The organism is Herbaspirillum sp. FG34 (assembly GCF_057809315.1).
The window spans coordinates 57,093-79,322 of record NZ_JBMDJS010000017.1; the positions used below are offsets into that span (position 1 = coordinate 57,093).

The window sequence follows — 22,230 nt, forward strand, 5'->3', positions numbered from 1 at the left end:
TTTGTTTTCTGCTGTCGGAAACGGAGCGAGCAACGCAGACCGGCTCCGCAGCTCATCCACGAAACACGCAGCCGCTACGGCGGCGCCCCGGCCCCGCCACCAGCACGAACAGCAAGGGCACGAACAGCACCGCCAGCAGCGTGGCGCTGATCATGCCGCCGAAGACGCCCGTGCCGATGGCACGCTGCGTCTCGGCGCTGGCGCCGGAGGCCAACATCAGCGGTACCACGCCCAGGGCAAAGGCCAGCGAGGTCATGAGGATGGGACGCAGCCGTAGCACCGCCGCCTTGATCGCCGCCTCCACCAGGCCGGCGCCTTCGACATGCAGCTGGCGCGCGAACTCGACGATCAGGATGGCATTCTTCGCCGATAGCCCGATGACGGTAATCATGCCGACCTTGAAGAAGACGTCATCGGGCATCTCCCGCAACATCACGGCAGCCACCGCGCCGACCAGGCCCAGCGGCACCGCCAGCATGACCGACAGGGGAATGCGCCAGCTCTCATACAAGGCCGCCAGCACCAGAAACACCACCAGCATCGACAAGGCCATGAGCATCGGCGCCTGCGCCGCCGACAGGCGTTCCTGCAACGACTGCCCGGTCCATGCCACGGCAAAGCCGGGCGGCAACTGGCGGGCCAGATGCTCCATCTCGGCCATGGCATCGCCACTGGCCACGCCCGCTGCGGCACTGCCGGAAATGCGCACCGCCGGGAAGCCCTGGTAGCGCTGCAATTGCGTAGGCACCACCTGCCAGGACGCCTGCACCAGCTCGGACAGCGGCACCATGCCGCCGCTCTGGTTGCGCACATGCAGCTTCATCACGTCCTCGATCTGCATACGGGAACGGGCCTGGGCCTGGATGATGACCTGCTGCATGCGACCGTCATTGGGGAAATCATTTACATAAAGAGAACCCACCGCCGCCGAGAGCGTATCGCTGATGCTGGCGAACGACACCCCGAGTGCGGCCGCCTTCTGGCGATCCACCTCAAGATGCAGGCTGGCGCCCGAAGGCAGGCCATCCGAATAGACGCCGGTGAGCTTGTCGCTGTTTGCAGCCAGCGCCAGCAGTTGCGCCTCGGCCGCCTTGAGCGCGGCATATCCCTGATTGGCACGATCCTGCAGACGCATGGCAAAGCCGGAAGAATTGCCCAGTTCCTCGATGGCCGGTGGCAGCAGGCTCATCACCATGCCGTCCACGCCCTTCTCCATGGCCGCCTGCGCATGCTGGGCCTCGATCGCTGCGGTGGAACCCTTGCGCTCCTTCCAGTCCTTCAGTTCGGTGAAGGCCATCGCCGCATTGGGACCGGAACCGGAGAAACCGAAACCCAGCACTGACAGGTTGGCACCGATATCCTGGCGCGTTTTCAGATAGCGTTCGAACTGATCCACCGCGCGCGCGGTGCGCTCGGTGGTGGCATCGGCCGGCAGTTGGAAGCTGGTCATGAAATAGCCCTGATCTTCCTCCGGCAGGAAAGCCGAGGGCAGCGCCCGCAAACCCAGCACCAGCAACAGCGACAGCGCCCCATAGAGCAGCATCATGCGCAGCCCGCGCGCGATCACGCGGCCCAGCAGCGATTCGTAGCGGCGCGTCAGGCGTGCAAAGGCACGGTTGAAGGCTCCGAAGAAGCCGCGCTTGTCGTGATGGCCGGGATGACGGTATAGCGCACGTTCTGCAGGAACAGGTACATCACCAGGAACACCAGCACCATGGCCTCGATCAGGGTCTGCACCACTTTCTGGATCGAGATCTTGACGAAGGGGGCCGTGTTGTAAGGCAACGAAAACTGCATGCCCTGCGGCAGGCCGGGACGCAGTTCTTCCATGCGCGCCTGGATCGCCGCGGCCGTTCGTACCGCGTTGGCACCGGGCGAGAGCTGTACGGCGGCCACGCCCGCAGGCTTGCCGTCTTCACGGTTGGAGAAGGCATAGGATTGCGCACCCAGTTCGACCCGGGCTACATCGCCCAGCAGTACGCGCGAACCATCAGGCTTGGCCTTGAGTACGATGGCAGCGAACTGGTCCGGTGACTGCAACTGTCCTTGTACTGTCAGGGGAACGGCGATCTGCTGGCCCGGTACAGTTGGCGTATCACCCAGGCGTCCGGGAGCGATCTGTGCGTTCTGCTGGCTGATCGCTGTACTGATATCTGTTACGGTCAAGCCGAAGGCATTGAGCTTGAAGGGATCAATCCAGATGCGCATGGCCTGTTCGGCACCGAACAGTTGCACGCGGCCTACGCCATCCACGCGGCGCAGTTCTTCGACGATGTTGCGGGCCAGATAATCGTTGAGACGAATTTCATCATAGCGGCCATCCGTCGAGGTCAGGCTGACCATGAGCAGAAAGCCCGAGGCCGCCGACTCCACGCTCACGCCGTTCTGCCGCACCGCCTGTGGCAGGCGGGCTTCGATGGCCTTGAGCTTGTTCTGTACGTCGACCTGGGCCAGTTCCGGATCGGTACCCGGCTTGAAGGTCACGGTGATCTGGGCACTGCCCGAGGTGTCGGCCGAGGATTCGAAATAGAGCAGGTTCTTCACGCCCGAGAGCTCGCGCTCGATCAGGCTGATGACGCCATCGTTCATGGTCTGCGGCGTAGCCCCCGGGTAGGTGGCGCTGATCGTCACGCTCGGTGGGGCCACCGAGGGATAGCGGGCAATGGGCAGGCGGCTCATGGCAATCACGCCGAAGAGCACGATGAACAGCGCGACCACCCAGGCAAAGACGGGGCGGTCGATAAAGAAGCGAGGCATGCAGAAACTCCATCGGGGATACACGCGAGACACGTCGGTGGCTGGCACAGCCCGCGTTTTTTGCCGCACGGGCTGCCCGACAGTACAATCGCGAGCGAAGGCGGAGTCTGGGCCATGCGCGTGAGGTTTGCGCGGTACAACGATGGAGTTTTGATGGAGAAGGCAAGCATGACGGCAATCCCCGCGAAAGCCGGCGAGGCCGCACCGGCCAGCGGTGCACTGGTGCTCATTGCCGAGGACGCGCCCGAGATCGCCGAGATCCTGGCGGCCTACCTGGCCCGCAGCGGCATGCGCAGCGTGCATGCCGCCGATGGCGCGCGGGCGCTGGAGCTGCATCTTTCGCTCAAGCCGGACCTGGTGCTGCTGGATATCCAGATGCCGCAGGTCAACGGCTGGCAGGTGCTGGCGCAGATCCGGCAGCGCGACAACACGCCGGTCATCCTGCTCACCGCGCTCGACCAGGACGTGGACAAGCTCACGGGCCTGCGTATCGGCGCCGATGATTACGTGGTCAAGCCCTTCAATCCGGCCGAGGTGGTGGCGCGCGTGGAAGCGGTGCTGCGACGCAGCCTGCCGCGCGAGGAAAGGGAAGACCGGCGCATCCTGCGGGTGCCTCCGTTCGTGATCGACTTCGAACAGCACGAGGTGGTGGCCGAGATCGATGGCGTGCGCCACACGCTGGTGCTGACGCTGACCGAATTCAAGCTGCTGGCGCAACTGGCGCGCGCGCCGCGCCGCGTGTTCAGCCGCGCTGAACTGCTGGCCACCTGCCTGCCCGAGGGCGATACCCTGGAACGCACCGTGGACAGCCATGTCAGCAAGTTGCGCAAGAAACTGGAAGACCTGAACATAGGCGGCATTCCGGTGAGCATTCGCGGGGTCGGCTACCGCTTCCAGCAGGGCAGTTGAGTGACATCGCAACGAGGCCAGCCATGAAACCCGGCATCGATCTCCTGACGCTCTGGCGCGGCAAGGGCCTGGCGCGCCAGATCATCAGCTCCATCGCCATCCTGGCGCTGAGCATCATGCTCATGGTGCTGCTGGGCTCCTACGCCTTCTATTCGACTCTGTTCATCTTCCTGCCCACGGCGGCTTCGGCGCCGGATAGCTGGCTGCCCTCGCCGGTCGAATGGGGCTGGATCGTGGCGACCACGCTCATCGGCGTGGCCATCGCGGTGTGGGTAGCGATGCGCCTGTCGCGCCGTATCCTCACGCCCCTGAACTCGGTGGCCACCAGTCTGCGCCGGGTGGCGCAGGGCGACCTGGCCGCGCGCGCGGCGGCGGACCGGCAACCGCTGGATGAAGCCTCGCAACTCATCAGCGACTTCAATGCCATGGCCGAACGCCTGGAGCGGGTACAGCAGGAACGCATCTTCTGGAACGCCGCCATCGCGCACGAGCTGCGCACCCCGGTGACGATTCTGCGCGGTCGTCTGCAGGGCCTGGCCGATGGCGTGTTCCAGCCCGATCCGGCACTCTTTGCCAGCCTGCTGGTGCAGGTGGAAGGACTGGGCCGGCTCATCGAGGACCTGCGCATCGTCGGTCTGGCCGAGAACGGTCACCTGCGCATCCAGTTGCAGCAGAGCGATCTGCGCCAGGAAATCATGACGGTACTCAAGGCCTGCGAGTCGGCACTGCAAGAAAAGGGCTTCACCCTCACCCTCGACCTCCGTGCGCACGCCTCGCTCTGCGACCCGGTGCGCATTCGCCAGGCGCTGCTGGCGTTGCTGGAAAACGCCCTGCAACATGCCACCCCTGGTCCCCTGCGCATCACCACCTCGGATCTGGATGGCCAGCACTGCCTGCAGGTGGAAGACAGCGGGCCGGGGCTGGCAGCCGCCGATGCGCAGCGCATCTTCGATGCCTTCCAGCGCGGGCCGCGCGAGGACCAGGTCGCCGCCAAAGGCAGCGGGCTGGGACTGGCGGTGGTCCGCGCCATTGCCAGCGCACATGGCGGCACGGCCGATTGCATGGCCTCCTCCCTGGGCGGTGCCTGCTTCCGGTTGCGCTGGCCGAGATGAAACGAGCGGTCGCGGAAAATCGCCAGAAGCTTCATCCTCGCGCAGACCGGGCGCCTGACCTGCCCGCATTGTCGGCACCCGCCTGAACGCTGCTTCATATCGCCCTCCAGCCCCCTCCCGGTGGGCACGGGCGCGGCCCCGCTAGTACGTCGCCAGCGCGCCTGGGACCGCCCTGGTCTTGAACGCCCCGACCAGTTCGCTGAGCTTGTGCGCCTGTCCCTGCATCGACTCGGCGGCGGCCGATGCCTGCTCCACCAGGGCGGCATTCTGCTGGGTCACGTCATCCATCTGGCTGATCGCCTGCTGCACCTGCTCCACGCCGGCAGACTGCTCCTGGCTGGCCGAACTGATGTCGGCAATGATCTCGTTGACCCGCTGCACGCTGCTGACCACTTCGTCCATGGTGCTGCCGGCCTGGTTGACCAGGGTGCTGCCTGCATCGACCTTGCTGACCGAGTCGTCGATGAGTTCCTTGATTTCCTTGGCGGCCGCCGCCGAGCGTTGCGCCAGGCTGCGCACCTCGCTGGCCACCACCGCAAAGCCGCGCCCCTGCTCGCCGGCACGGGCCGCTTCGACGGCCGCGTTCAGGGCCAGGATGTTGGTCTGGAAGGCGATGCCATCGATCACGCCGATGATGTCGACGATCTTCCTCGACGAGGCATTGATGGCCCCCATCGTCTCCACCACCTGGGAAACCACGACCCCGCCGCGCTGTGCCACCGCTGAGGCGGCGCTGGCCAGTTCACTGGCCAGCCGGGCGTTGCCGGCGTTTTGCTTGACGGTCGAGGTGATCTCTTCCATCGAGGAGGCGGTCTCTTCCAGCGAACTGGCTTGCTGCTCGGTGCGGGTGGACAGGTCCAGCGTGCCGGCAGCGATCTCGGTGGCCGAATTGTCGATGCGGTAGGCGCCGTCGCGCACATCGGTGACGATGGTCTGCAGGCCGGCCTGCATGCTGCGCAGCGCGTCCAGCAATTCGCCGGTCTCGCCCCGGATGTTGTCCTGGATCTCGGCGGTCAGGTCGCCCTGCGCCACCTGACGCGCCACCATGGCGGCATGCGCCAGCGGATCCCGGATGGCCTTGTAGACCAGCATGAGCGTACAGGCCAGCACCACCAGCGCCACGCCGATGAGGGTGTAGAAGATCATGGCCATCCTTGCCGAATGGGCTTGGGCCTGCTCGACCTGCGCCAGGGTGCGTGCATCGAGCATGGCAAAGAACTGGTCGACCGGGCGCATGATCCTGGCCTTGTTGACGTGATAGGCATGGTCGTGCATGAGCTGGCGCGCCTGTGCCAGGTCGGGTTCAGCGCGCCTGGTGAAGTTGCCCTGTGCATCTTCGTAGAGGCCCTTGACCATGTTCATGGCCACGGTCTCGGTCTTGACCAGGGCGTCCGAATTGGCCTTGGCCTCGGCCAGCTTTGCCAGCTCGGCCTCGGAGAAGCCGGCCTGGCGCATCAGGTCCAGCAAGGCCACGCTACGGCTACTGTCGGGGCGCGGCGGCTTGCCGTCGGCCGCCACGAAATCCCAATAGATGCGGCCATAGTGTTCGGGACGGGGCCGGGTGCCGTTGCGAATGGCCAGGATCGCTTCGTATTGCTTTTCGTAGGAGGGATCGCCAGTGACGACATAGGTCCGCGCCAGGCGGGTCAGATCGTCCGAACTCTGGCGCAGCTCGGTGGCCAGCTGGAAGGATGCGTAGCGGCTTTCATTGGCCGCATTGAGCTTGGCGTCACTGCGCTCCAGCGCCATGGCCACGAGCGCGATGGCCAGCATGAGGGCACTGATGACGGCGGTGAGCAGGATGAAGATCTGGCGGATGGTGAAGCGCCCTATGAGAGAAATGTACATGAAAGCTCCGTAGAAAAGTGTGAGCGCAATCGGAACGGGGCAGCCACCAGCGTTCCGAATTGATCTTGCCGAGATTTATTGCATATTTACCTAAATCAATTAATTTGATGAACAATTACAATAAAATGCCTAAATCGGTTTTTTAAATATATTTGGCGACTCAGAGAAATTCAATGATGAGCTCGGTGTTTTTTGCCTGAAAAGAACAAGGATTTTCCTGATTGACGCCGCTGCCACGGGACGCCACAAAGCCGGGCGGGCGGCCTGCCAGAGAAGGCGCGGAGGGGAATAGTGGAAGGAAGCTGTGCTGGCGCATGGTTCAAGTGCACAGGGATGTGTATATTTTGATCTCGTACCTGCGCAGGCAGGCAAAACCACGACAAGAACACCACAAGAACACGGGGCGCTACCGGTCCAGCCGGACCAAGGGGGATGAGATGTGGAGAAACATCGTGAGGAGGGCGGCCTTGCTCGTCTTCCTGCTGCCGCGGACGATTGCGCCCGCTGGCGCCGAAGAGCTCAGGCCGGTGACGCTGGGATTGAGTGCATGGCTGACGCAACCCATTGTGCAGAGTGCCTGGCATGGGGCTGAGCTGGCCATCGAGGATGCCAATGCCTTGGCGGCCAGGAAGAAATCTTCCTATCGTTTCCGCCTGCTGGCCCAGGATGATCAGGGGACCGCCAATTTCGGGGTCAACGTTGCCCGTTACTTCATCAAGGAAAAAGTCGCCGGCGTCATCGGCCCATGGAGCAGCGATGCGGCCATGGCTGCGGCCGAACTCTACGAGGCGGCCCGCGTCCCGCAGATCGGCTTTACGGCCGGCACCAGCCAGTGGACCAGCCAGGGCCACCGCATGCCGTTCCGGGTGGTCGGCGGTACCGCCGACGTGGGCGCGACGATGGCCGAGGTGGTGGTCAACACGCTGAAAGGGAAACGGATCTTCGTGATCCACAACGACTCGGCCTACAGCAATGCACTTACCGATGAACTGACGACCCGCCTGGTCAACCATCCTGCACTGACGACCACCCGCTATCTGGTCGGGCGCCGCAGCACCGACTTCAACGCCGCCATCAAGGCCGCCAGCCAGTTTCAGGCCGATGTGATCGTGTTCCTGGCACTGTTTCCGCAGGCGTCGGCTTTTGTGGAGGAGGTCCGGCGCGCCGGGCTGCAGGCCCGGATGCTGCTGGTGGGCGGCGCATCCACGCTGTCATTCGGCCAGGCCGCCCTGCCACAGGCGTATGTATTGGAATATGAACTGGCGCCCGAACATTGCCCGCGCTGGAAACGCTTTACCCAGGCGTATGTGAATCGGTTCAGGGAGGCGCCCAGTCCCTACTCCTACTATGCCTATGACGCCGCCAGCATGCTGGCCGCAGCCATCCTGCAGAACAACTCGACCGATGGCGAACGGATCGCCGCCAGCTTGCGCGGCATGCGCCATGCGGGCCTGAGCGGGCCGATCAGTTTTACGGCCAGCGGCGCCAAGGCGGCGCCGCGCTTCAGGCTGTATCGGTATGAGTATCAGAACAAGGGACAGTGGCACCAGGTGAGCGTATTTCCACACCGGGCGGGGCTCAACGAGAAATGTCAGTGAGCGGGACCTGCAAAGTAAAAGGCCCGCTCCCAAGGGGAGCGAGCCTGTCGACTGTCGGGTGCCAGAAAACGAGGGCCGTTCAGAACGGGATATCGTCATCCATATCCGAGAAGTTCGCTGCCGGGCGCTGGGCCGGCTGCTGGCGCGGTGCGCCGCCAGCTGCTGCACCACCGCCGGCGCTCTGGCGCGGCGCACCGCCGCCGTAGCTGCCACCACCGCCGCCACCGCCATAACCACCTTCATCCATGCCGCCACCGCCGCCGCCGGCACCCTGACGGCCGCCCAGCATCTGCATGGTGTCCGCGATGATTTCGGTGGTATAGCGCTCCACGCCTTCCTTGTCCTGCCACTTGCGGGTCTGCAGGCGGCCTTCGACGTAGATCTGCGAACCTTTCTTCAGGTACTGGCCGGCGATTTCAGCCAGCTTGCGGTAGAAGGTGATGCGGTGCCATTCGGTGAGTTCCTTCTTTTCGCCGGTGTTCTTGTCCTTCCAGCTTTCGGTCGTGGCGACGGCGATGTTGGTGACGGCTTCGCCGTTGGGCATGTAGCGCGTTTCCGGATCGCGCCCGAGATTGCCGACGATGATGACTTTGTTGACCGATGCCATTGTTTCTCCTGAATACGTTTAGGCTGTTGCACCCGCCGCCTGCGCAGCGCGGCGCGGCAGGTTTTTCATGTTAGCCGCGATTATAAGCCAGGTCAGCGTGAGGGCGGCTGAGAGAAGGAATACGGCGGAATTCCCCACATTTTGTTTGAGCCAGCCGCCCAGCGCCCCGCCGCAGGACAGTCCCAGCGCCTGCAAGGTGTTGTAGACGCCCAGCGCCGCGCCCTTGGCTGCCGGCGGCGCAATGCGCGACACCAGCGAAGGCTGGGCCGCCTCCAGAATATTGAAGGCCACGAAGAACAGGAACAGCAGCGCCACCAGCATCCACACCCGCGCCAGGGGATGCGAGAGCACCGCCCAGAAGCCCAGCTGCACCAGCAGCATCAGGCTGATGGCGCCGACGAAAACTGGCTTCATGCGGCCATATTTCTCGGCCACGATGATGGGGGGCAGCATCAGCACGAAGGAGGCCAGGACCACCGGCAGATAGATCTTCCAGTGTTCCCCCAGCGGTATGCCGGCCAGTTGCACCAGGGCCGCCGGCACCACCATGAACATGGCGACCTGGGTCAGGTGCAGCGTGAAGACGCCGAAATTGAGCCGCAGCAGTTCGGCATGGCGCAAGACCTCGGCAAGGGGAACGCGGCGCGCCTGCATCATCGGCGCGGCCGGGACCACCCAGATCACCACGGCAATGGCGATGAGCGAAAGCACGCCCGTCAGGCCGAAGATGCCGCCCATGCCGATGGACTTGTAGAGCAGCGGCGAGGCCACCATCGAGACGGCAAAGGTCACCCCGATGGAAGCGCCCACCATGGCCATGGCCTTGGTGCGATGTTCCTCCCGGGTGGAATCGGCGATGAAGGCAGTGATGGCCGCCGAAATCGCCCCCGAGCCCTGCAACGCACGGCCAATCAGCAACCACAGCACATTGTGCGCACCAGCGGCCACGAAGGACCCCAGGGCGAACAGCAGCAGGCCGATGACGATGATGCGCTTGCGTCCGTAGCGGTCGGAGGCGATGCCGTAGGGAATCTGCCCGCAGGCCTGAGCCAGGCCGTAGATGCCCAGGGCGATGCCGACCAGGGTGTCGCTGTCGCCGCCGGGCAGGCTGTGTGCGTGCACCGCAAACACCGGAAGGACCAGGAACAGGCCAAGCATGCGCAAGGAAAAAATGGAGGCAAGAGAAACGCTGGCGCGCACCTCGGCGCGCGACATGCCGGATTTTTCAGGCTGTGCGGTGGAACGGGTGTGGTGGGACATACGGTTCGTGGCTGGCGTTGGCGGCGCCCGGCTCGACATGGGAGCCGGACTGCGAGGCAAAAGCATTATGGTAACAGGATAGTCCCGCCCACCGGCAGCAGCGCAAGGCCGATTCATTCCCGGCTGGCGGGATTGATGTACTTTCATGTCCTGCATCCATCGCCGAAAACCTGCCGCTTGCGATTTCCTGCGGCATTGGCGCTACACGTCCGGGCTTGTTGCAGTGTCGCGCTTTTAATCTGCCGATCCATGCCCACATGCGTTTTCTGCCGCTGCAGCCCTGCCTGCCGGCCCTTCGCAGTCCTGTTATAGTTACATGTTGTCCCATCGCTGCTCCGCACAAGGCGTCATCGCATGCGGGGGCAGGCAACCCCTAGCTGAAGGCATCCATGGAAGAAATTCGCATTCGCGGCGCGCGCACGCACAATCTCAAGAATATCAACCTAGACCTCCCCCGCAACAAGCTCATCGTCATCACCGGTCTGTCCGGTTCGGGCAAGTCCTCGCTGGCCTTCGATACGCTGTATGCCGAGGGGCAACGCCGCTACGTGGAGTCGCTGTCAGCCTATGCGCGCCAGTTCCTGCAGCTGATGGAAAAACCCGATGTGGACATGATCGAAGGTCTGTCCCCGGCCATCTCCATCGAACAGAAGGCGACCTCGCACAACCCGCGCTCCACCGTGGGCACCGTCACCGAGATCCACGATTACCTGCGCCTGCTGTACGCCCGCGTCGGTACGCCCTACTGCCCCGACCATCCCGAGCATCCCCTGGAGGCGCAGTCGGTCTCGCAGATGGTCGATGCCGTGCTGGCCCTGCCGGAAGACACCAAGCTGATGATCATGGCCCCCGTGGTGGCCAACCGCAAGGGCGAGCATGCCGACCTGTTCGAGGAGATGCAGGCCCAGGGCTTCGTGCGCTTCCGCATCCAGAGCGGCACCGGCACGGCCAAGGTCTATGAAGTCGACGAGCTGCCCAAGCTGAAGAAGACCGAGAAGCACACCATCGACGTCGTCATCGACCGCGTCAAGGTCAAGGCGGAGATCAAGCAGCGCCTGGCCGAAAGCTTCGAAACCGCGCTGCGCCTGGCCGATGGCCGGGCCATTGCGCTGGAAATGGACAGCGGCAAGGAACACCTGTATTCCAACAAGTTCGCCTGCCCCATCTGCGGCTATTCGCTGCAGGAGCTGGAGCCGCGCCTGTTCTCCTTCAACAACCCGATGGGTGCCTGCCCCGAATGCGATGGCCTGGGCCATATCGAGTTCTTCGATCCCAAGCGCATCGTCGCCTTCCCCAACCTGTCGCTGGCCTCGGGCGCCATCAAGGGCTGGGACCGCCGCAACCAGTTCTACTTCCAGATGCTCACCAGCATCGCCGCCTTCTATGATTTCGACCTCGATGTGCCCTTCGAGCAGCTCGACGACAAGGCACAGCAAGTGGTGCTGTACGGCTCGGGCCGCCAGACCATTCCGTTCGCCTACGTCAACGAGCGTGGTCGCACCGTGGTCAAGGAGCATACCTTCGAAGGCGTGGTCAACAACCTGCAGCGCCGCTATCGCGAAACCGATTCGATGGCGGTCAAGGAAGAGCTGGCCAAGTTCATCAACGAGAAGCAGTGCCCGTCCTGCCACGGCGCGCGCCTGCGGGTGGAAGCGCGCTATGTGAAGGTGGGCAGCGGCAAGCAGCAGCGTGCCATCTACGAAGTCGCCGCCACGCCGCTGCGCGAGACCCTGTCCTTCTTCGAGACCTTGAAGCTGACCGGCGCCAAGAAGGAAATCGCCGACCGCATCATCAAGGAAATCGTCTCGCGCCTGACCTTCCTCAACAACGTCGGTCTCGATTACCTCTCGCTGGAACGCAGCGCCGACACGCTCTCGGGCGGCGAAGCCCAGCGTATCCGCCTGGCCTCGCAGATCGGCTCGGGCCTGACCGGCGTGATGTATGTGCTCGATGAACCCTCCATCGGCCTGCACCAGCGCGACAATGATCGCTTGATCGAAACCCTCAAGCACCTGCGCGACATCGGCAATACCGTGCTGGTGGTGGAGCACGACGAAGACGCCATCCGCACCGCCGACTACGTGGTCGACATGGGCATCGGCGCGGGCGTGCATGGCGGCGACGTGATCGCCCATGGTTCGCTGCCGGACATCCTCAAGAACAAGAAGTCGCTGACCGCCAAGTACCTCAACGGCTCGCTGGAAATCGCCGTGCCCAAGAAGCGCACGCCCTGCGATGAATCGCGCATGCTGACCATCACCGGTGCCACCGGCAACAACCTCAAGAATGTCGATCTGGAACTGCCGGTGGGTCTCTTGACCTGCGTGACCGGGGTATCCGGTTCAGGCAAGTCGACGCTGGTCAATGACACGCTGTACCTGTCGGCAGCACGCCACCTGTACGGTTCGCAGACCGAACCGGCCGAGCACGAAGCCATCGGCGGACTGGAACACTTCGACAAGGTGATCGCGGTGGACCAGGCACCCATCGGCCGCACCCCGCGCTCCAACCCGGCCACCTACACGGGCCTGTTCACGCCGATCCGCGACCTGTTCGCCACCGTGCCGATGGCCAAGGAACGCGGCTACAGCGCCGGGCGCTTCTCCTTCAACGTCAAGGGTGGCCGCTGCGAAGCCTGCCAGGGCGATGGCGTGATCAAGGTGGAAATGCACTTCCTGCCGGACGTGTACGTGCCCTGCGATGTCTGCCACGGCAAGCGCTACAACCGCGAAACACTGGAAGTGCAATACAAGGGCAAGAACATCACCGAGATCCTCGACATGACGGTGGAAGACGCGCACGAATTCTTCAAACCCGTGCCGCTGATCGCGCGCAAGCTGCAGACCCTGCTCGATGTGGGCCTGGGCTACATCAAGCTGGGCCAGAGCGCGACCACCCTCTCGGGGGGCGAGGCGCAGCGCGTGAAGTTGTCGCTGGAACTGTCCAAGCGCGATACCGGCCGCACGCTCTACATCCTGGATGAACCGACCACCGGCCTGCACTTCCACGATATCGACCTGCTGCTCAAGGTGATCCATCGCCTGCGCGACCAGGGCAATACGGTGACCATCATCGAGCACAATCTGGACGTCATCAAGACCGCCGACTGGATCATCGACCTCGGTCCCGAAGGGGGGGCCGGCGGTGGCCGCATCGTCGCCGCAGGCACGCCTGAGGACGTGGCCAAGAATCCTGCCAGCGTCACCGGCAAGTACCTGGGCCCGCTGCTGAAGAAGAAGTCGAAGTAAAAAAGAAGTCCGGAATTGCGCCCGCGCAAACGATACAGAAATGGCGCGCATCTGTATCTTGCGCTGCGCCGGCCATGGCATACAGTCATGCACCTGGTCGCCATCCGGCGCACAATGAAGGCTGGCCCGTCCGTCATGGACGGGCGGCCGTGCAACCCCGAAAGTCCATCATGTCGAACCCGCTGTCACCCGCCCAGGTCGCCTTCTTCCGCGAACAGGGCTATCTCCTGCTCAAGGGCATGGTCCCTGACGCCCTGCGCGAGCGCCTGCTCGCCGTCACCCAGGATCATCTGCAACGTGCCGTCGCCCCGCTGGAGTATGAGGCCGAGGTCGGCTACGAAGGCGCTCCCGTTTCGCTGGAAGCCGAAGGAGGCCGTACCGCCCGCCGATTGCGCGCAGCCTGGCAGCGGGATCCGGTGTACCGCGAATGGGCTGCCGATGCGCAACTGGTGGCCATGCTGCATCAACTGTTCGAGGAACCGGTGTGCCTCACCCTGGCGCATCACAACTGCATCATGACCAAGCATCCGGCCTTCGGCACCGCCACCGGCTGGCATCGCGACATCCGCTACTGGTCCTTCCCGCGCAATGACCTGATTTCGGTGTGGCTGGCGCTAGGCGCGGAAACACCGGAAAACGGCGCACTCAAGTTCATCCCCGGTTCACACAAGCTCAAGCTGCAGCCGCAACAGATGGACGAACTCGATTTCCTGCGCCCGGACGTGCCGGCCAACCAGGCCCTGTTTGCACAAGGGATCGCGCTGTCACTGGAGCCCGGTGACGTCGTGCTGTTCCATAGCGGCCTGTTCCATGCCGCCGGACGCAACGATAGCGAACAGGTCAAGTGTTCGGCCGTGTTCGCCTATCACGGCAAGAGCAACCCGCCCTTGCCGGGCACCCGTTCGGCGGCGTCCGAGGATGTGGCCCTGGACAGTTGATACGACTGTACTGGTTGAAAATTGATCACTGTACCGGCAAGGTTGGAAAACCTTGCCGGTACGGTAAGACGCTGTAACAGGTCTGTCAGCGAAGCAGCAAGCCACCCGTACCCGGCAAGGCGACCGCTGCCGGTGCCGCCCCCGTGACAGCCGTACGTGATGCCAGCGTCGGCGATGCCGCTGCGCCGGTCACTACCGCACCTCCCAAGCGGAACACGCTGACCGCCTCGGTCAGCCGTGCCGCCTGTTCCTGCATCGACTGGGCCGCCGCTGCGGCCTGCTCCACCAAGGCGGCGTTCTGCTGCGTGGTCTCATCCATCTGGGTGATGGCGTTGTTGACTTCCTCGATGCCCTGGCTCTGCTCCTGTCCGGCCGCACTGATGTCGGTGACCACTTCGCTCACGCGCTGCACGCTCCTGACGACCTCATCGATGGTCTGGCCGGCCTGCGCCACCAGCGCGCTGCCACTGCCCACGCGGGTCACCGAATCATCGATCAAGACCTTGATCTCCTTGGCGGCCGCTGCCGAACGCTGGGCCAGCGAGCGCACTTCCGAAGCCACCACCGCAAACCCGCGCCCCTGCTCACCGGCTCGCGCCGCTTCCACGGCGGCATTCAAGGCCAGGATGTTGGTCTGGAAGGCGATGCCATCGATCACGCTGATGATGTCGACGATCTTGCTGGACGAGTGGTTGATGGAACTCATGGTATCGACCACCTGACGCACCACTTCCCCGCCGCGCACCGCCACTGCGGAGGCGGACTGCGCCAGTTCCTTGGCCTGTTGGGCGTTGTCGGCGTTGTGGCGCACGGTGGAGGTCAGTTGCTCCATGGCGGAGGCGGTTTCTTCCAGTGCACCGGCCTGCTGCTCGGTGCGCGAGGAGAGGTCGAGATTGCCCTGTGCGATCTCGCTGGAGGCCGTGGCGATGGTGTCCGTACTCAGACGTACCTGGCCCACGATGCCCTGCAGGTTTTCGTTCATCTGCCGCAGCGCCTGCATCAGCTGGCCTGTTTCATCCTGGCTGTGTACCTCGATCTGCTGCGTGAGATCGCCCGCTGCCACCGCCTGCGCCACCTTCACGGCCCGCTGCAGGGGACGTGAAATGGCCCGTACCAGCAGTACGCCCATGAGCAGTGCCACGATCAGACCGGCGCCCATGGTCACGCCCATCACGACCAGCAAGGTCTGGTAGCGCTGCTGTGCCTGTTCATGCAGCTCGCGGCCCACGGTGCGCTGCAAGTCCATCAGTTGTGCCAGTGTGGCGTGCGCATCGGTATAGAGCTTGAGCATGGCGCCACCAGACAGTTCGATGGCCCCCTGGAAATCGCGGTTGCGCAAGGCATCGGCGGCGGCCTTGACGCCATCGGTGGCGAACTTCCGACGCTGGGGTATGAGCTTCTCCAGCAGTGCGCGCTCATCACTGTTGAGCTGGGTGTCTTGATATTGCTTGAGGACGGCGTCGTTGGCCTTGAGGGCTTTCTCGATCTTGTCCATGTTGGCGTCGATGTCGCCGGAGTCGCCCGCGATGGAGGTGGAGATGCCGTTGCGCGCCGCATCCAGTGCGGCCGACATGCGCTCCAGTTGAGAGAAGGCGACCAGTCGGTCTTCATAGAGCGAGCGCATCTGGGCATTGGTCGAGCGCAGACCGACCAGGCCCACTACGCCCGAGGCGACCAGCAGCAGCGCCAGAAAACCGATGACGAAAATCAGGCGTGCCCTGATGGTGAGTTTGCTGAACATGTTCCTCCCGGACTTCACTTTTGTTTTCTCTACAACGGATTCATTGTGTGGACCCGTAGTCCTGATGCGTGCAGGGAAGCGATATGGTCGCTTCCCTGCCGCCCGGAAACACTAGCATTTCCCGTACCAGGGGAACAGGTGTGCGAAGGCGCAAGTGAATATTTATTTTTGGCAGGCTGGAATGATGAGCTGACCTGCTGAAGTCCGCCGGATCGGCTATTTGCTGAGCAGGCGCTTTTCGGCCCGCAGGATGCTTTCGGAACTGCCGCGCAGCACCACGATGTCGCCCGCCATCAGAACGGTATTCTCGGCGGATTCCAGGCGTTGCTTTCCGCGCCGCAACATGGCGACTTCGGCACCGCATTGGGTGGGCAGGTCGATCTCGGCCAGGGTATGACCGACTGCACTGGCACCGCCGATCAGCGTCACCGATTGCAGACGCACGTTCATGCCCACGCCATCGGCCTCGGCGTCCGACATGCCGTGGAAATAACCACGCAGCGAGGCGTAACGTTCATCGCGCGCATCCTGCACCCGGTGCACCACCCGGCGCAGCGGAACACCCAGCATCACCAGTGCGTGCGAGGCCAGCATGAGGCTGCCTTCCAGTGCTTCCGGCACGACTTCGGTGGCCCCCGCGGCCAGCAGTTTTTCCAGGTCGGCATCGTCGTGGCTGCGCACGATGACGGGCAACTCGGGCTCCAGTTCGTGGGCGTGATGCAGGACCTTCAGCGCCGAGGGCGTGCTGGCATAGGTCACCACCAGCGCCGCCGCGCGGTGGATGCCGGCAGCGACCAGGCTCTCGCGCCGTGCCGCATCGCCGTAGGAGACATTGGCGCCCCCGTTGCGGGCGTCCTGCACCAGTTCCGGGTCCATCTCCAGCGCATGATAGGCAATACCCTCCTCTTCCAGCAGGCGCGCCAGGCTTTGGCCACTGCGGCCGAAGCCGGCGATGATCACGTGCTTCTGCACACCCATGGTGCGGGTCGCCAGTTGCGTCAGGGCCAGCGATTGCAACATCCATTCATTGGCGGAGAACTTCATGACGATGGCATCGGACTTGGCCAGGATGAAGGGCGTGGCCAGCATCGACAGCACCATCGCCGCCAGGATCACCTGAATGAGCATGGGATCGACCAGCTTGAGACCACCGGCCTGGCTCAACAGCACGAAGCCGAATTCCCCCGCCTGCGCCAGGCCCAGGCCCACGCGCAGCGCCACGCCGGTGGTCGAACCGAACAGGCGCGCCAGTCCGGCGATGAGGGCGAACTTGAGCAGCACCGGTCCGGTCAGCAGGAGCAGCACCAGGAACCAGTGATCGACCAGCGTACGCACATTGAGCAACATGCCGATGGTGATGAAGAACAGGCCCAGCAGCACATCGCGGAAGGACTTGATGTCTTCTTCCACCTGGTGCTTGAACTCGGTCTCGGAAATGAGCATGCCGGCGATGAAAGCGCCCAGGGCCAGCGACAGGCCGGCCTTCTCGGTGATCCATGCCGCACCCAGCGTAATCAACAGCAGGTTGAGCATGAACAATTCCTGCGAGCGCCGCTTGACCACGATGCGGAACCAGCCGCGCATGAGCTTGCTGCCGAAGAACAGCAGCAGCGCCAGCACCACCAGCGCCTTGCCCACCGCCCAGCCCAGCGTGACCATGATGTTGCCGGAATTGTTGGCCAGCGCCGGGACCACGATGAGCAACGGCACCAGCGCCAGGTCCTGGAACAGCAGCACGCCGAGGATGCGGCGACCGTGTTCGGTTTCCAGTTCCAGCCGTTCGGTCAGCAGCTTGGAGACGATGGCCGTGGAGGACATGGTCAGCGCCCCGCCCAGCGCGAAGGCCGCCTGCCAGCTCACGTTGGCGAACTGCGGCAACACCATCGCCGCCCCCCAGCCCAGCAGCATGGTGGTGGCGATGGTCGCGGCCACCTGCGCCACGCCCAGGCCGAAGACGATGTGGCGCATGGCCGAGAGCTTGGAGAGCGAAAACTCCAGCCCGATGGAAAACATCAGAAATACCACGCCGAATTCGGCCAGGGCATGGGTGGTTTCATTGTCCTCGGCAAAGGCCAGACCGTGCGGGCCGATGATGATGCCCACGACCAGGTAGCCCAGCATGGGCGGCAGCTGCATCATGCGGAAGGCGACCACGCCGAGCACCGCCGCAGCCAGAAGGAAAAGGGTCAGTTCCAGTCCGGAAAACATTGCTGTTGGGTTTCTTGTCAAAAGCCGCCGCAGACGGCGGGGTTCGATGTGAATAAATTGGCAACGCACCAGCAAATGGCAGTTCATCCAGCCAGCGTGCAGAGTGAAGGAAAATACCGGGCGGCGACCAGAAGAAACGCCGTAGAATTCATACGTGTAGCGCCACAACAGCAGAGTTATTCACTACCGCAGAGTACCCTCTGCCCCTGTTGCGATGCCATTCGCCATCCCCGTCCTGGCCGGGAATCCCCCGTGGCTGCGGTGCTGCGGTGCGACGCAACGCGGCGCTTGGCATCAAATCCGGCAGCATTCCCTTACATCTGGCAAGTTTTTTGCTTTGCTAATTCGTTTATACTTCGGTTATGAGTGTAACCGATGACAAAACCACGCCTGCATCTTTTTCGGCCGGGGCTGCCCGTCGCGCCATCGACCTGGCACGCCAGACCCTGCAGATCGAAGCCGATGCCATCCTGGCACTGAAAGACCGCCTGCGCGACGACAGCGCCGAGCCATTGGCGCGGGCCGTGCAAGCCGTGCTGCAATGCGAAGGCCGCGCCGTCGTCTCGGGGATCGGCAAATCCGGCCACATCGGCCGCAAGATGGCCGCCACGCTGGCCTCTACCGGTACCCCCGCGCTCTTCATGCACCCGGCCGAGGCCGCACATGGTGACCTGGGCATGGTGACGGCACGTGATGTCTTCATCGCCATTTCCAATTCCGGCGAAACGGCCGAGCTGCTGGCCATCGTTCCCATCATCAAGCGCATGGGCACGGTGATCATCGCCATGACCGGCAACGACGACTCCTCCCTGGCCAGGCTGGCCGCCGTGCACCTCAACGTCGGCGTGGCCAAGGAAGCCTGTACCCTCAACCTGGCCCCGACGGCCAGCACCACGGCTACCCTGGCCATGGGCGATGCGCTGGCGGTGTCGCTGCTGGACGCACGCGGTTTCGTCGAGGAGGATTTTGCCCGCTCCCACCCCGGTGGTGCGCTGGGCCGGCGCCTGCTGACCCACGTGCGCGACGTCATGCGCAGCGGCGAAGCGATTCCCGCCGTGCGTCCGGATGTGTCGCTCTCGGCCGCGCTGATGGAAATCACGCGCAAGGGCATGGCCATGACCGCCGTGGTCGATGAGCAATTCCGGCCCATCGGCGTGTTCACCGATGGCGACCTGCGCCGTCTGCTGGAGCGCGGTACGGACTTCACCAGATTCCGTATCGCCGATGTCATGCACGCCCATCCGCAGACCGTCCAGCAGGACCAACTGGCGGTGGACGCGGTGCAGCTCATGGAACAGTTCCGCATCAACCAGCTGCTGGTCACCGATGCGGACGGCGTGCTCACGGGCGCGCTGCACATCCACGACCTGACTCGCGCCAAGGTGATCTGATGAACGCGCCAGCCTTCGCCAGCACCCTGCCCGCTGCTGCACTCGCCAAGGCGGCCGCGATCCGCCTGATGATCTTCGACGTCGACGGGGTACTGACCGATGCCGGTCTGTACTACGGCGACGAGGGGGAAGTCTTCAAGCGCTTCAACGCCCTCGACGGCCACGGCATCAAGATGATGCAGCAGTACGGTACTGCCGCCGCCATCATCACCGCGCGCCAGTCTCCCTACGTGTTGCGCCGTGCGCGCGACCTGGGCATTGCCCATGTGTTCCAGGGCATCCATGACAAGCGCCAGGCCTTCGAGCAATTGCTGCAGCAAGTACAGCTCACCCCGCAGGAGTGCGGCTACCTGGGTGACGACATCATCGACCTGCCGGTGCTGACCCGCGTGGGTTTCAAGGCCTGCGTGGCCAACGGTCATCGTGAGGTGAAATCGCGCAGCGACTATGTCACGCAGGCCGCCGGCGGCCATGGCGCGGTGCGCGAGATCTGCGACCTGGTGCTGGCCGCACAAGGCAACTACGAGGCGGCGCTGGCGCCGTACCTGGCATGAGCGGGCGCAGCGGCGAACGCCAGGCCGAACGCATCCGCCTGGCGGTGATCCTGGTGATCCTGATCGCGGCGGCCCTGGGCAGCTTCTGGGTCATGCAGGTCATGCGCGCCTCCGGCGACCAGCAGCCGGCGCAGCGTCCGCGCGGCAAACCCGACTACTATCTGGAAAACTTCAGCTACGTGAAGATGGGTCCGACCGGCCTGCCGCGCTATGACGTTTCCGGCGTCAAGATGGTGCACTTCCCCAGCGATGACTCCTTCGAGATCACCAAGCCGGTGGTGCACAACCTGGACCAGAATCAGGCGCCCATGCAGCTCTATTCGGATACCGCACGGGTCACCGACGACCAGACCCAGATCCACATGTACGGCAATGCCAATGCAATCCGCGCGCCCTACAAGGGCCGCGAAGAAATGCACCTGGTCTCGCAATACCTGCTGCTGTTACCCGATGATGAAATCGTCAAGACCGACAAGCCGGTCGCCATGACCATGGGGACCACGCGCCTCAATGGGGTGGGCATGGTGGCCAACAATGCGACGCAGGTGGTGCAGCTGCTCGGCAATGTACGCGGCTATTACGAGCCCGCACCGAAGAAACGCTAAGCCGGTTCAGTCCGGCACAAGAACGCCAAGAATCGAACAGACAGGAAACCAATGAAACGCTCACTCTTACTGCCGATGCTGATGCTGGCTGCCGTGTGCGGTGTGGCCAACGCCGAGAAGGCGGACTCCACCAAGCCCACCAACATCGAGGCAGACCAGATGGTCTATGACGACGTGCGCCAGGTGAAGACCTTCACCGGCAACGTCGTGATGACACGTGGCACCCTGATCATCAAGGCCGGCCGCGTGGTATTGACGACCGATCAGTACGGTTATGAAAATGCGGTGCTGTATGCCGCGCCTGGTGCGCTGGCAACCTTCCGCCAGAAGCGTGACGGCGGCCCCAATCTGTGGATCGAAGGCCAGGCCGAGCGCATCGAGTATTCGGAGCAGACGGAAGTGTCCAAGCTGTTCCAGCGCGCCCACATCCAGCGCATGGACGGCGACCGCATCACCGATGAAGTCAACGGCGAATTCATTTCCTATGACAGCCGCGCCGAATTCTATTCGGTCAACAACACTGCCAGCGGCCAGAGCAAGCCGGGCGCGGGCCGCATCACGGCCGTGATCCAGCCCAAGAACCCGCCGCCGGCCACGGACGCCCAGCCCGCAGCACCGGCCCAGCCGGCAGCGCGTCGTCAGAACGGAAAGGACCAGTAAGGATGGTAGCCAGTTCGCTGGTCGTTCGCGGCCTGAAGAAAAGTTACGGCGCGCGCCAGGTGGTGCGCGATGTCTCGATGGAAGTGCGCAGCGGCGAAGTGGTCGGCCTGCTCGGCCCCAATGGTGCCGGCAAGACCACCTCGTTCTACATGATCGTGGGGCTGGTACCCTCCGATGGCGGCGAGATCGACCTGGATGGCGCGCCCATTTCGCGCATGCCCATTCACAAGCGCGCCACCATGGGCCTGTCCTACCTGCCGCAGGAAGCCTCGGTGTTTCGCAAGCTGACGGTGGAAGACAACATCCGCGCCGTGCTGGAGCTGCGCCAGGAAGACGGCAAGCCGCTCTCGCGCGATGAAATCGAGGGCCGCCTCAACAACCTGCTGCACGAACTTCAAATCGAAAAGCTGCGCGAAAGCCAGGCCCTGTCACTGTCGGGCGGTGAGCGCCGACGCGTCGAGATCGCTCGCGCGCTGGCCACCGATCCGCGCTTCGTGCTGCTCGATGAACCGTTTGCCGGTATCGACCCGATTGCGGTGATCGAGATCCAGCGTATCGTGCGCTTCCTCAAGGAGCGCGGCATCGGCGTGCTCATCACCGACCACAACGTGCGCGAGACGCTGGGCATCTGCGATCGCGCCTACATCATCAACCAGGGCACGGTGCTGGCCAGCGGCAATCCGGAAGAGATCATTGCCAACGAGTCGGTACGCCGCGTCTATCTGGGCGAGCACTTCCGCATGTAAGCAGCACAGTCGCCCTACGTATCGAGCATCACCGACACCCAGGCATCA

The 22,230-nt window shown here is 63.7% G+C and carries 15 protein-coding genes and 1 pseudogene; 10 read left to right on the top strand and 6 right to left on the bottom strand.

Going from position 1 to position 22,230, the window contains the following annotated elements; genetic code table 11:
* Positions 1-52: 52 nt before the first annotated feature.
* Positions 53-2,757: pseudogene (locus ACODSZ_RS18940) on the bottom strand (efflux RND transporter permease subunit).
* Positions 2,758-2,925: 168 nt separating this feature from the next.
* On the opposite strand from ACODSZ_RS18940, the gene ACODSZ_RS18945 reads away from it, so the two are divergent.
* Positions 2,926-3,666: a response regulator gene (locus ACODSZ_RS18945; RefSeq protein WP_175344391.1), complete on the top strand. Its 741-nt coding sequence runs from the start codon at positions 2,926-2,928 to the stop codon at positions 3,664-3,666.
* Positions 3,667-3,689: 23 nt separating this feature from the next.
* On the top strand, positions 3,690-4,778 hold the full coding sequence (locus ACODSZ_RS18950; RefSeq protein WP_488928272.1) for an ATP-binding protein: 1,089 nt from the start codon (positions 3,690-3,692) through the stop codon (positions 4,776-4,778).
* A 141-nt stretch (positions 4,779-4,919) separates the two neighbouring features.
* On the opposite strand, the gene ACODSZ_RS18955 is transcribed toward ACODSZ_RS18950, so the two are convergent.
* Positions 4,920-6,626 carry a methyl-accepting chemotaxis protein gene (locus ACODSZ_RS18955; protein WP_488928273.1) on the bottom strand — a complete coding sequence of 569 codons (1,707 nt, stop codon included), beginning with the start codon at positions 6,624-6,626 and terminating at the stop codon, positions 4,920-4,922.
* 467 nt (positions 6,627-7,093) lie between these two features.
* On the opposite strand from ACODSZ_RS18955, the gene ACODSZ_RS18960 reads away from it, so the two are divergent.
* Positions 7,094-8,224 carry a branched-chain amino acid ABC transporter substrate-binding protein gene (locus ACODSZ_RS18960; RefSeq protein WP_249777021.1) on the top strand — a complete coding sequence of 377 codons (1,131 nt, stop codon included), beginning with the start codon at positions 7,094-7,096 and terminating at the stop codon, positions 8,222-8,224.
* A gap of 79 nt (positions 8,225-8,303) precedes the next feature.
* On the opposite strand, the gene ssb is transcribed toward ACODSZ_RS18960, so the two are convergent.
* Both ssb and ACODSZ_RS18970 read right to left on the bottom strand, forming a co-directional pair.
* Positions 8,304-8,831 carry a single-stranded DNA-binding protein gene (ssb, locus tag ACODSZ_RS18965; RefSeq protein ID WP_175344395.1) on the bottom strand — a complete coding sequence of 176 codons (528 nt, stop codon included), beginning with the start codon at positions 8,829-8,831 and terminating at the stop codon, positions 8,304-8,306.
* An 18-nt stretch (positions 8,832-8,849) separates the two neighbouring features.
* Positions 8,850-10,091, bottom strand: coding sequence for an MFS transporter (locus ACODSZ_RS18970; RefSeq protein WP_488928274.1), 1,242 nt, complete (start codon positions 10,089-10,091; stop codon positions 8,850-8,852).
* A gap of 389 nt (positions 10,092-10,480) precedes the next feature.
* On the opposite strand from ACODSZ_RS18970, the gene uvrA reads away from it, so the two are divergent.
* Together uvrA and ACODSZ_RS18980 are read left to right on the top strand one after the other, a co-directional pair.
* Positions 10,481-13,339 carry an excinuclease ABC subunit UvrA gene (gene uvrA, locus ACODSZ_RS18975; protein WP_008332131.1) on the top strand — a complete coding sequence of 953 codons (2,859 nt, stop codon included), beginning with the start codon at positions 10,481-10,483 and terminating at the stop codon, positions 13,337-13,339.
* A gap of 170 nt (positions 13,340-13,509) precedes the next feature.
* Positions 13,510-14,277, top strand: a complete 768-nt coding sequence (locus ACODSZ_RS18980) for a phytanoyl-CoA dioxygenase family protein (protein WP_008332133.1) — start codon at positions 13,510-13,512, stop codon at positions 14,275-14,277.
* An 85-nt stretch (positions 14,278-14,362) separates the two neighbouring features.
* On the opposite strand, the gene ACODSZ_RS18985 is transcribed toward ACODSZ_RS18980, so the two are convergent.
* Both ACODSZ_RS18985 and ACODSZ_RS18990 read right to left on the bottom strand, forming a co-directional pair.
* Entirely contained in the window at positions 14,363-16,018 is a 1,656-nt protein-coding gene (locus ACODSZ_RS18985) for a methyl-accepting chemotaxis protein (protein WP_175344396.1), read from the bottom strand.
* Between the two features lie 216 nt (positions 16,019-16,234).
* Complete coding sequence (locus ACODSZ_RS18990; protein WP_175344397.1) at positions 16,235-18,226, bottom strand: monovalent cation:proton antiporter family protein; 1,992 nt, start codon at positions 18,224-18,226, stop codon at positions 16,235-16,237.
* A gap of 362 nt (positions 18,227-18,588) precedes the next feature.
* Between ACODSZ_RS18990 and ACODSZ_RS18995 the strand changes: the two genes are divergently transcribed.
* From ACODSZ_RS18995 to lptB, 5 genes are read left to right on the top strand one after another with little or no spacing between them, the layout of a single operon-like run.
* Positions 18,589-19,617, top strand: coding sequence for a KpsF/GutQ family sugar-phosphate isomerase (locus ACODSZ_RS18995; protein WP_008332137.1), 1,029 nt, complete (start codon positions 18,589-18,591; stop codon positions 19,615-19,617).
* On the top strand, positions 19,617-20,171 hold the full coding sequence (locus ACODSZ_RS19000; protein ID WP_299535043.1) for a KdsC family phosphatase: 555 nt from the start codon (positions 19,617-19,619) through the stop codon (positions 20,169-20,171). The genes ACODSZ_RS18995 and ACODSZ_RS19000 overlap by 1 nt, the downstream gene beginning before the upstream one ends.
* Positions 20,168-20,776: an LPS export ABC transporter periplasmic protein LptC gene (gene lptC, locus ACODSZ_RS19005; RefSeq protein ID WP_008332140.1), complete on the top strand. Its 609-nt coding sequence runs from the start codon at positions 20,168-20,170 to the stop codon at positions 20,774-20,776. The genes ACODSZ_RS19000 and lptC overlap by 4 nt, the downstream gene beginning before the upstream one ends.
* A 51-nt stretch (positions 20,777-20,827) precedes the next feature.
* A complete protein-coding gene (gene lptA, locus ACODSZ_RS19010; protein WP_008332141.1) occupies positions 20,828-21,436 on the top strand; it encodes a lipopolysaccharide transport periplasmic protein LptA in 609 nt (202 codons plus the stop codon).
* A gap of 2 nt (positions 21,437-21,438) precedes the next feature.
* Positions 21,439-22,182: an LPS export ABC transporter ATP-binding protein gene (lptB, locus tag ACODSZ_RS19015; RefSeq protein WP_008332143.1), complete on the top strand. Its 744-nt coding sequence runs from the start codon at positions 21,439-21,441 to the stop codon at positions 22,180-22,182.
* Positions 22,183-22,230: the final 48 nt, after the last annotated feature.